The following is a 10,034-nucleotide window of genomic DNA, read 5'->3' on the forward strand; positions in this document are numbered from 1 at the left end:
GATTAAAAACGATGCTTACAACCACTGAACAGCGTTTAACTGCCATTAGAAAATGGCTTGTTCAGCATAACCTTGATGCCTTATTAGTACCTCACGAAGATGAGTATTTGGGTGAGTATGTGCCAGCTCATAATGAACGCTTGCACTGGTTAACGGGCTTTACAGGCTCAGCCGGTGTTGTTGTTGTTACACAGAATGACGCTGCAATTTTTGTTGATGGTCGCTACACTGTACAAGTAACAAAGCAAGTACCGTCGAAGCTGTTTGAATATCGCCATCTCATCAACGAACCAGCCTTAGACTGGGTCATTGACCATGTTGCTCCCGGTGGTAGAATTGCGATTGACCCTCGCATGCATAACGGTTCATGGTTAGATTCAGCACAAGCAAAGCTATCCAAGCAACATCAACTTGAGATCCTAACCAGTAACCCGATTGACGAACTTTGGCACGACCGCCCAGCAGCTGTTCTTTCTGAAGTTCGATTGATGTCAACAGACGCGGTTGGCCAAGCAAGCGAAGACAAACGCGAGCAAATTGGCGCTCTGCTGAATAAGCAAGGCGTAGATAGTGCAATCATCACCGCGTTAGATTCTATCTGTTGGCTGCTCAATATCCGTGGTCTGGATATTTCTCGCTTACCCGTTTTACTCTCGCACGCCATTTTGCATGCTAACGGTCAAGTTGAGTTCTTCCTTAACTCAGATCGCATACCTGCCAACTTTTCTCAGCACGTAGGTCAAGGTGTAGCCGTTTACCCACCTGAGCAGCTTCAAGATCAACTAGAAAAACTGAACAATAAAAAAGTATTGCTAGACCCATTAACTAGCAACGCTTGGTTCAAGCTTGTATTGCAAAATTGCGGCGCTCAGGTTGTTGGTGCTGCAGATCCATGCTTAATGCCAAAAGCGGCGAAAAACACAGTCGAAGTTGCAGGAATGAAAGCGTGTCATATTCGTGATGGTGTCGCGATGATTACATTCCTAAGCTGGCTAGATAGTGAAGTAGCCGTCGGCAACCTACACAATGAAGCGGTACTTGCAGAAAAGTTAAAATCAATTCGTCGCCAAGATCCAACGTTAATGGATTTGAGTTTCGATACCATTTCAGCGGCAGGTAGTAACGCGGCTATGTGTCACTACAACCATGAAAATCAGCCTGAGCCAGGTCAACTATCCATGAATAGCCTTTACTTAGTTGATTCGGGTGGTCAGTACCTAGATGGCACAACTGATATCACACGTACTGTCGCTATTGGTCAACCTAGTACAGAGATGATCAAGCAGTTTACACTTGTACTAAAAGGACACATAGGTGTCGCACGATCTAGATTCCCTCAAGGTACTCGCGGCTATCAGATCGATACTCTCGCGCGCCAACATCTATGGGCAGAGGGCTATGATTATGACCATGGAACTGGTCATGGTGTGGGACATTTCCTAAGTGTTCATGAAGGTCCAGCCAGTATTTCGAAGAAACCGATCGATGTTCCTTTAACTGAGGGAATGGTGCTATCTAACGAACCTGGCTATTATCGTGCAGATCAATTTGGTATTCGAATTGAAAACCTTGAGCTTATTGTTGAGCAACCAACTCACGGTGATTTCTCAGTACTTGCGTTTGAATCGTTAACTCGCTGTCCTATCGATATACGTAACATTGATGTGAATCTGCTCACTCGCCCAGAATTAGCATGGCTAAACGATTATCATCAAAAAGTCTGGGATGAACTGAGTGAATTAGTCGAAGATCCACAGATTAAGCAATGGTTACGTTTAGCCACTAAGCCACTAAGCCACTGACAAATTTTAGGCTGTATAAAACAAAGGCTCCTATTGGAGCCTTTGTTATGTTTCACGTGAAACCTGTTTTGAGTATTTTAACCAGAGTACGCAGAATGCCAATCACGCCAAACCGGATCAAATCCGCGCTTTCTAATCATATTTTCTACACTCGCTGCACTACGGTCATCGCTAATTTCAAACTGCTCCAACTCAACATCTTGCATCGCATACCCACCAGGCTGAGTCTTTGAAGCCGCAGACATGCTAGTGATACCGAGTGGTAGCACATTATCTCTAAACGCTTCATTTTCTCGAGTTGATAGCGACAACTCAACCTCAGGGTTAATCAGCCGAAAAGCACAAATCAGTTGTACCAACTGTTTATCACTCATAATGGATTTAGGCTGCAATCCTCCCGCGCAAGGTCGCAAGCGAGGGAATGAAATGGAGTAGCGAGTTTGCCAATATGTACGCTCGAGATAGTTCAAGTGTGCGGCAACATAAAAGCAATCAGTGCGCCAATCATCTAAGCCAATCAAGGCTCCTATTCCAATTTTATCTATTCCAGCCTTGGCCAGCCTATCCGGCGTTTCCAAACGAAACTCAAAATTGGTTTTATTGCCACGCAAGTGATGTTGAGCGTAAGTGGATGGATGATAGGTTTCTTGATAGACCATGACAGCATCAAGCCCGAGAGTCTTCAACTCTGCGTATTCATGCTGCTCCAAGGGCTGAACTTCCATTGCCAAATAGTTAAACTGAGATTTGATAACCGGTAGCACCTCACGAAAATAATCCATGCCAACCTTTGTTTCATGCTCGCCCGTTACCAGTAAAACACTATCAAATTTCATCTTCTTGATAGCTTCGATCTCAGCTTCAACCTCTACTTGATTGAGCGTACGCCGTCTAATACGGTTCTCCATTGAAAAACCACAATAGCTACAAGCATTAGCGCAAAGGTTTGAAAGATAGAGAGGAATATACAACGACATGGTGTTGCCGAAACGCTTTCTAGTTAGAGCGTAAGAAGCTTGTGCCATCTGCTCTAAGTAAGGTTCCGCAGCCGGTGAGATAAGAGCTTTGAAGTCCTCTAAATCTCTTTTTGGTTTGGATAGCGCACGCTCTACGTCAACAGACGTTTTGCTTAGAATCGCTAACGAAATATCATCCCAATCCAACTGTCCAAATTTCTCAATAAAACTCATATTCTATCTCACTGATCTAAAAATGAGGTTAACGGACTTGATGCAACAGCATGGGAAACCTGACCAGCTAGACCAGATTCGAAGGCCATACGCCCGGATTGCACAGCCAATTTGAAAGCCTCAGCCATCGCAATTGGATTGCTTGCTGCTGCAATGGCAGTATTAACGAGTACTGCATCAGCCCCCATTTCCATGGCTCTCGCAGCATGCGAAGGCGCACCAATACCTGCATCAACAACCACTGGCACTTTTGCTTGATCAATGATTATTTCTAAAAAGTCATGTGACGCAATTCCCCTATTTGACCCAATCGGGGCACCTAGAGGCATAACTGCAGCACAACCGACCTCTTCCAATCGTTTACACAACACAGGATCGGCATGGCAATACGGCAGGACAACAAACCCATCTTTGACCAATTGTTCTGCTGCCAATAATGTTTCAATTGGATCTGGCATCAGGTACTTAGGATCAGGATGAATTTCTAATTTAAGCCAATTAGTTCCTAGAGCCTCTCTTGCTAAGTGAGCAGCGAAAATCGCGTCTTGTGCATTCTTTGCTCCGGAAGTGTTTGGCAACAAATTAACGCCGAATTCAACTAAGGGCTTAAGAATGTCATCGTTGCGATCATTTATATCAACCCGTTTAAGAGCCATGGTGGCTAACTGTGACCCAGAAATACGAATCGCTTGTGCCATTAGTTCACTGTTGGCAAACTTACCCGTACCCGTGAACAAGCGAGATTGAAAAACTTTGTCTGCAATTTTAAGCATGGTCTACCCTCCGGCAATCGCTTGAAATAGTGATATAGCATCACCTTGGTTTAACTGTTTAGTTTGCCATTCACTTTTTGGTACCACTTGATTGTTGATTGCGAATACACAACCTTGGTCAGGCAAATCGAACTCAGTAATGATCTTCATTAAACTAATATCAACTGCGACTACTTGCGGTTGCTGATTAATCAGTATCGTCATGGTGGTCATTGTCCCTCTCCCAGATATGCGCTTTCCTTACTACTGCATACCAAACATTGCATATCCTGTGTGATTGAAATGCTCTGCCAAAGCAGCGTTTTTCCGTCAAACAAATGCAATTGGCCGGTAGCCACGCTGAATTTTTCAAGAGCCAATTTTTGTATCGCTGCTATAGCTTGGTAATTACCTAAAGTACCGACAATCGGTCCGATAACTCCCATCTGGCTACAAGATTGACCATTTTTCAGCTCATCGAATGGGTACAGACAGCGATAGCAAGCGGTTCCGTTTACATAATCAAACACAGCAAACTGCCCCTGCCATCCTATTGCTGCCGCAGAAATCAAAACTGTTTTTTGCTCAAAGCAAACTCGGTTGATCATCTGACGTGTCGCAATGTTATCAGTACAATCAAGTACGACATCAGCAAGCATCACCTCTAACTCAAGTTGTCTTTCATCTAAGCGATGATTAAGGGTTCTCAGTCGTACATCTGGATTGAGCGCAACTAATTGCCCAGCGATAGCATCAACTTTCTGCTTACCAATGTCACAATGCCGATATGCCACTTGCCTTTGTAGGTTGCTGCTTTCTACGCAGTCGTCGTCAACCAACACCATGTGACCAATACCTGCCGCCGTCAAATAGAGAGATGCAGCACTCCCTAACCCCCCACAACCAATTACTAGCACATGAGAGTTAGATAGTCGTTGTTGACCCTCTTCACCAAATTCAGGTAGTGCAATTTGCCTTTGGTAGCGAGTAAACGCTTGATCAGTTAGCACGAGCGCGCTCCTTTCTTTCCCCATTTTCCTGCATTATGCTGGCAAAACGCTGTAGAACTTGGGCTGGGTTATCCGCTAAAGTTATTGCTCGAACGACCGCAAGGCTTGAAACACCGCATGACCAAACATCGTGTGCATTGTTCAAATCAATACCACCAATCGCGATGGTAGGATATCCGTAACGGACCTCACCACCATTCAAATCCTGATCTCCATAAGGAATTGTGTCGATTAACGCTTGATACAGCGAAAGACGAACTAACCCTTGTGGCTTTGATGGCATTTTTTTGGTCGTGGTGGGGAATATATGCCCAAGTGCTATATAGCTTGGTTTAAGCTGTATAATTCTCAATAGTTCATAGTATCCATGTGTCGATAGTCCAAGCTGAACATGTGCATCACGTAACTTCTCAAGGTTAGAGTGTTCCAAATCTTCCTGACCTAAATGCACACCAAATGCCTGATACTTAATTGCAAATTGCCAATGATCGTTAATAAACACTTGTGCTTGATACTCTTTACCCAATTTAATCGCGCCGGCTATTTGCGACTCAAGATCTGAAGTATTCGGATCTTTAATTCTTAGTTGCAGTGTAGTCACACCTAATTTAAGTAATGCCTCCACCCAAGCAACATTATTAACTACAGGGTAAAGACCAAGACTCGAACGGTGCAGTTCACCAAAGGAAGGCATGTCAGTTTGCTTAGACCAACCGACAGCAATTGCCAAACGGCTGTCTTGTATAATCGGTCTAGGAAAGTTTTTATAATTAGATGGCCATGTTTCACGTGAAACATTCATTTTTGCCCGAGCGAGCGTTAACCCATCTTCAATTGGAAAGCCGAGACTAAGTAAGGCAACTAACCACGATAGATGACTCTTTGCATCAAGATGTTCCGTGTGATTTTCTGTCGATAAAGCTCGAGTTTCACCGCTTAAAGGGTGCAACCATACATCAAGTAAAGAGTTATTATCTTGCCACCCGATAATGATTTGGTTGCGACGCATTGACTGGTTACATGGTGTTATACCACTTGTGTAGCTCAAGTAAAAATCACAACCTTCAATGTCACTTGACCATAAATCTGAACCAATAGATAACGACGATTGTTCAATCACCACTTGGATATATTGAGATGGGCTAACACCCAACTCAATCTCGTTAATTACTAAGCCTTGCAGCTCAGCGACTAGCAATGCATGTTGGATCTCACCAGTTAACACTATCTGTTCAGAAGGAACGAGTATACGTACCATCACTATTCCACCTCGGTTGTAACCGCTGGGTGGTATAGCTCAGAACCCGTTGCGCGGAACTCTTCTGATTTTTGACGCATACCTTCTAAAGGATCATCAAGCATCTTAATTGATATAGCTTGATCTGCTGCCACCTGTTTAGTGTCTTTCGCATATTCACGAACTTCTTGTGAAATCTTCATTGAGCAGAATTTAGGACCACACATCGAACAAAAGTGCGCTACCTTGCCTGACTCTTGTGGGAGCGTTTCATCATGGAAAGTTCGCGCAGTTTCAGGGTCAAGAGATAGGTTGAACTGATCTTCCCAACGGAACTCAAAGCGTGCTTTTGACAATGCATTATCACGGACCTGAGCCCCTGGGTGCCCTTTCGCAAGGTCAGCAGCATGAGCGGCGAGCTTATAAGTAATTAAGCCTGTCTTTACATCTTCTTTGTTCGGTAAGCCCAAGTGCTCTTTGGGTGTTACGTAACACAGCATGGCACACCCGTACCAACCAATCATTGCAGCACCAATCCCAGAAGTAATGTGATCATAACCTGGCGCAATATCCGTGGTTAATGGACCCAACGTATAGAAAGGCGCTTCATGACAATGTTCTAGCTGAACGTCCATGTTCTCTTTGATCATGTGCATCGGCACATGCCCTGGACCTTCGATAATAACTTGCACATCATATTCCCAAGCTACTTTGGTTAATTCACCTAAAGTTCGAAGTTCAGCAAATTGCGCCTCATCGTTTGCATCGGCAATCGAACCAGGACGCAGACCATCACCTAGAGAAAGCGCAACGTCATACTTGGCACAAATTTCACAAATTTCACGGAAATGGGTATAAAGGAAGCTTTCTTGATGATGAGCCAAGCACCATTTCGCAATGATTGAACCACCGCGAGAAACAATACCTGTCACCCGCTTTGCCGTCATTGGTACATAACGTAATAACAAACCGGCATGAATAGTGAAATAATCAACGCCCTGCTCTGCTTGTTCAATTAACGTATCACGCATTACTTCCCAATTAAGAGCTTCTGCTACACCATTCACTTTCTCCAGAGCTTGATACATAGGAACTGTACCAATTGGTACAGGGCTATTACGTAAAATCCACTCACGTGTTTCATGAATATTTCGACCTGTTGATAGGTCCATGACCGTATCACCACCCCAGCGCGTTGACCAAACTAACTTCTCAACCTCTTCTTCAATAGAAGATGACACTGATGAATTGCCAATATTCGCATTGACCTTAACCAAAAAATTGCGCCCGATAATCATCGGTTCTGACTCTGGGTGGTTAATATTAGAGGGTATGATAGCGCGCCCTTCGGCGACTTCCTTTCGAACAAATTCCGGCGAGATATCTCTAGGTAGATTAGCCCCAAAATTTTGCCCTGCGTGTTGCTGATTCAGTACCTCATCACGGTATCGTACCCTACCCATATTCTCGCGGAGGGCTATATACTCCATTTCGGGAGTGATGATGCCCTGACGAGCATAATGTAATTGAGTGACTCGCTTACCAGTCCTAGCACGTTTTATACGTGGTAAATTGCCATAGCGAAGATCATCCAACGTTTCATCCTCTAAGCGCTGTTTAGTATAAACAGAGCTCACTTCATCTAAGGTTTCTGTATCTAACCGCTCATCAATCCACTGCTCACGTAGTTTAGGTAAGCCTTTATATAGGTCGATGCTATGATCTGGATCGGTATAAAATCCAGAGGTATCATAAACGTGAATAGGTTCGTTCGGCTCTAAGATCGGCGCGTCTTTAGAACCACCGATCAAACTGTCTGCTAGAGAGATTTCACGCATTGGTACACGAATATCAGGACGGGAACCCTCAACATAGACTTTACGGGAATTGGGGTACGCTTGTACCGAGAGAGTGTCTATAAACTGTTTTGCTTCCAGTCTCGCTTGCTTGCGACTCGACATAGCATTTTTCCTTATTCATTTTATTTAAATGGGATAAAAATGCTTGGCGGAACGATGTTACAAGAGGTATCGAATAGCAGGTGTGGAACACCTAGAACGACATCGATATTTTGATAGGTATACTAGAGAGACGAAGCTTACTCTAGTAGTAATATCTTCTCTTGTTCCCTTCGCAGGTATTAGCCTGATCAGGTTCAACGGATCCCGAATTAACGGTCTCAGCCAAATGGCACTCCGACAAGTGAAGCAAGTATAAGCAATTGGAAAGCCTAAACCAAGCGGACCAATTAAAAATTGCTAAATAATTGTTAACTTTTTATCAATAATTGAAAACCTAACCAAGCCGCAGAAATACTCAAAACCACATTGAGTAAGACATTAAGCCCCATTTTGAAAAATGCGCCTTGCTGCATTAGCAATACATTATCCATTGAAAAGGTTGAAAATGTGGTCAATGCGCCTAAAAATCCTAAACCAATAATTTGACGCCACGGGTCAGTGGCAATAATTTCGTTTTCAAATGCCGCAATCAACAGGCCCATAGCGAATGAACCGACGACGTTAACTGTCAATGTTCCATACGGGAAGCCGCGACCAAAAAGTGAAACACAAACTTCGGAGATTAGATAACGTGAACATGCACCAAAAGCGCCACCTAGCGCGATAAAACCCAAAATGGAAAGCTGCCCCATAAATCCCCCAAATCTTAAAGTGACTACATTCTAGTCAGAAAACACTCATATAAACACCGCTACAACTATAAATTCCAGCAGATATTACATCGTTCTTTATTCTAGAATGAAAAAGTTACAGATGTCACTTAAGACACTCTATAACGGGAAAATAGATAGTAGTGGATACGTTGAAATAGAATGCCCTTAAAAGAGCACTGATAGCACTAAGTTAAACTTTGTCATATAGGGTAGGAATCGTAGCTTTTACCCTACGTGGTGAACTGTAGAAGCAACAATCTGACATTAAGATAAAGACTTAGCTGTAATTCAAAGCAAATACGCAGTCTAACGCTTAGTGTGGGTTTGAGGTTTAGATTGACGATCAATATATGGCTAAAGTGAAGAGATTCGAAAGCTTCGCCCAACTCGTACTTTTTGGTATATGTGGGATCCGCTGCTCTGTTAACTCACTCTCCAACTACAAAAACCTCTAGGCGTAAAAAAGCCCCAGCATTTCTGCTGAGGCTTAGTATATAGCAGGGGTGGAGAGATTCGAAAGCTTCGCCCAACACGCACTATTTTGGTATTTGTGGAATCCGCTGCTTTGTTAGCTCGCTCTCCAGCTATAAACCTTTAGGCGTAAAAAAGCCCCAGCATTTCTGCTGAGGCTTGATATATGGCAGGGGTGGAGAGATTCGAACTCCCAACACGCGGATTTGGAATCCGCTGCTCTGCCAATTGGAGCTACACCCCTAGAGAAACTACACTTTATCATACTGTAGATTCAAAAAAACCCCGCTAATAGCGAGGTTTAAATAATGGCGGAGTGGACGGGACTCGAACCCGCGACCCCCGGCGTGACAGGCCGGTATTCTAACCAACTGAACTACCACTCCGCAGTGGAATACTCGTTATTTATAACAAGTGTTCATAATTTAAAGCCTGGCGATGTCCTACTCTCACATGGGGAGACCCCACACTACCATCGGCGCTATTGCGTTTCACTTCTGAGTTCGGCATGGAGTCAGGTGGGTCCGCAACGCTATGGTCGCCAAGCAAATTCTTTAATTCGGAAAGCTGGTTTCTCTAAAATAGAGAGTAAAATTCTAAATACACATTCAATCGTTCTTGCATTGAGTCCACAAAACCCCTTGGGTGTTGTATGGTTAAGCCTCACGGGCAATTAGTACAGGTTAGCTCAATGCCTCGCAGCACTTACACACCCTGCCTATCAACGTTCTAGTCTCGAACAACCCTTTAGGGCACTTAAAGTGCCAGGGAGAACTCATCTCAAGGCTCGCTTCCCGCTTAGATGCTTTCAGCGGTTATCGATTCCGAACTTAGCTACCGGGCAATGCCATTGGCATGACAACCCGAACACCAGAGGTTCGTCCACTCCGGTCCTCTC

General features: G+C 44.0%; 8 protein-coding genes, 2 tRNA genes, 2 rRNA genes and 1 riboswitch. Of the genes, 1 reads left to right on the plus strand and 11 read right to left on the minus strand.

Annotation, left to right across the window (positions count from 1 at the left end; translation table 11 throughout):
* Window positions 1-11 precede the first annotated feature (11 nt).
* Complete coding sequence (locus L4C38_RS17815) at window positions 12-1,802, plus strand: aminopeptidase P family protein (RefSeq protein WP_428798898.1); 1,791 nt, start codon at window positions 12-14, stop codon at window positions 1,800-1,802.
* 77 nt (window positions 1,803-1,879) lie between these two features.
* Here L4C38_RS17815 and thiH read toward each other — a convergent pair whose 3' ends face one another.
* The 11 genes from thiH to L4C38_RS17870 all read right to left on the minus strand — a co-directional run.
* Complete coding sequence (thiH, locus tag L4C38_RS17820; RefSeq protein ID WP_428798899.1) at window positions 1,880-2,992, minus strand: 2-iminoacetate synthase ThiH; 1,113 nt, start codon at window positions 2,990-2,992, stop codon at window positions 1,880-1,882.
* Window positions 2,993-3,000: 8 nt separating this feature from the next.
* Window positions 3,001-3,765 (minus strand): thiazole synthase, encoded by a 765-nt coding sequence (locus L4C38_RS17825; protein ID WP_428798900.1) that lies wholly within the window; start codon window positions 3,763-3,765, stop codon window positions 3,001-3,003.
* A 3-nt stretch (window positions 3,766-3,768) separates the two neighbouring features.
* Window positions 3,769-3,978, minus strand: coding sequence for a sulfur carrier protein ThiS (gene thiS, locus L4C38_RS17830; RefSeq protein WP_428798901.1), 210 nt, complete (start codon window positions 3,976-3,978; stop codon window positions 3,769-3,771).
* Window positions 3,975-4,754, minus strand: a complete 780-nt coding sequence (locus tag L4C38_RS17835) for a HesA/MoeB/ThiF family protein (protein ID WP_428798902.1) — start codon at window positions 4,752-4,754, stop codon at window positions 3,975-3,977. Before L4C38_RS17835 ends, thiS begins: the two co-directional genes overlap by 4 nt.
* Window positions 4,744-6,015 (minus strand): thiamine phosphate synthase, encoded by a 1,272-nt coding sequence (locus L4C38_RS17840; RefSeq protein WP_428798903.1) that lies wholly within the window; start codon window positions 6,013-6,015, stop codon window positions 4,744-4,746. The genes L4C38_RS17835 and L4C38_RS17840 overlap by 11 nt, the downstream gene beginning before the upstream one ends.
* Entirely contained in the window at window positions 6,015-7,952 is a 1,938-nt protein-coding gene (gene thiC / locus L4C38_RS17845) for a phosphomethylpyrimidine synthase ThiC (protein ID WP_428798904.1), read from the minus strand. Before thiC ends, L4C38_RS17840 begins: the two co-directional genes overlap by 1 nt.
* A gap of 148 nt (window positions 7,953-8,100) precedes the next feature.
* Window positions 8,101-8,199, minus strand: a riboswitch (TPP riboswitch).
* A gap of 61 nt (window positions 8,200-8,260) precedes the next feature.
* A complete protein-coding gene (gene crcB, locus L4C38_RS17850) occupies window positions 8,261-8,644 on the minus strand; it encodes a fluoride efflux transporter CrcB (RefSeq protein WP_428798905.1) in 384 nt (127 codons plus the stop codon).
* A 659-nt stretch (window positions 8,645-9,303) separates the two neighbouring features.
* Window positions 9,304-9,380: transfer RNA gene (locus L4C38_RS17855), tRNA-Trp, on the minus strand.
* Window positions 9,381-9,445: 65 nt separating this feature from the next.
* A tRNA-Asp gene (locus tag L4C38_RS17860) sits at window positions 9,446-9,522 on the minus strand.
* Window positions 9,523-9,566: 44 nt separating this feature from the next.
* Window positions 9,567-9,682, minus strand: a 5S ribosomal RNA gene (gene rrf, locus L4C38_RS17865).
* Window positions 9,683-9,788: 106 nt separating this feature from the next.
* A 23S ribosomal RNA gene (locus L4C38_RS17870) occupies window positions 9,789-10,034 on the minus strand; the annotation flags it as partial.

Origin of the sequence: Vibrio kasasachensis, assembly GCF_050337565.1 — a bacterium.
GTDB classification, from domain to species: domain Bacteria; phylum Pseudomonadota; class Gammaproteobacteria; order Enterobacterales; family Vibrionaceae; genus Vibrio; species Vibrio kasasachensis.

Coding starts and splice junctions, on each gene's coding strand:
- crcB (WP_428798905.1), bottom strand. CDS start 8,644: ATGGGGCAGCTTTCCATTTTGGGTTTTATCGCGCTAGGTGGCGCTTTT.
- thiS (WP_428798901.1), bottom strand. CDS start 3,978: ATGACCACCATGACGATACTGATTAATCAGCAACCGCAAGTAGTCGCA.
- thiH (WP_428798899.1), bottom strand. CDS start 2,992: ATGAGTTTTATTGAGAAATTTGGACAGTTGGATTGGGATGATATTTCG.
- L4C38_RS17825 (WP_428798900.1), bottom strand. CDS start 3,765: ATGCTTAAAATTGCAGACAAAGTTTTTCAATCTCGCTTGTTCACGGGT.
- thiC (WP_428798904.1), bottom strand. CDS start 7,952: ATGTCGAGTCGCAAGCAAGCGAGACTGGAAGCAAAACAGTTTATAGAC.
- L4C38_RS17815 (WP_428798898.1), top strand. CDS start 12: ATGCTTACAACCACTGAACAGCGTTTAACTGCCATTAGAAAATGGCTT.